Annotated in this window: 1 protein-coding gene; it reads left to right on the top strand. The window is 74.2% G+C overall.

Features of this window, described 5'->3' with window-relative positions:
- Positions 1 to 376: acyltransferase domain-containing protein (locus PUR56_RS22745; RefSeq protein ID WP_329950272.1), on the top strand; the 376-nt coding region annotated here is incomplete at both ends.

Here is a 376-nt window from a genome sequence, read left to right as displayed (position 1 = left end):
GCTGATCCACCGGACCGGGTACGCGCAGCCGGCGTTGTTCGCGGTGGAGGTGGCGTTGCATGCGCTGCTGTCGCACTGGGGTGTGCGGGCGGACGTGCTGGTGGGGCACTCGATCGGTGAGGTTGCCGCCGCGCATGTGGGCGGGGTGCTGTCGCTCGGCGATGCGGCGGCGCTGGTCGCGGCGCGTGGCAGGTTGATGCAGGCCCTTCCGGCGGGTGGGGCGATGCTCGCGGTGGGTGCTTCCGAGGCGGAGGTGCTGGCGGCGTTCCCGGGTGTGGACGTTGCGGTGGGGAACGGCCCTGGGGCGGTGGTGGTCGCGGGCCTGGAAGCCGAGTTCGACGCCGTCGCGGAGGCTGCGGGCGAGCGGGGCTGGACG

The organism is Streptomyces sp. BE303, assembly GCF_036290945.1.
Taxonomy (GTDB): Bacteria; Actinomycetota; Actinomycetes; order Streptomycetales; family Streptomycetaceae; genus Kitasatospora.
This window is presented reverse-complemented; position numbering and strand designations above follow the sequence as displayed.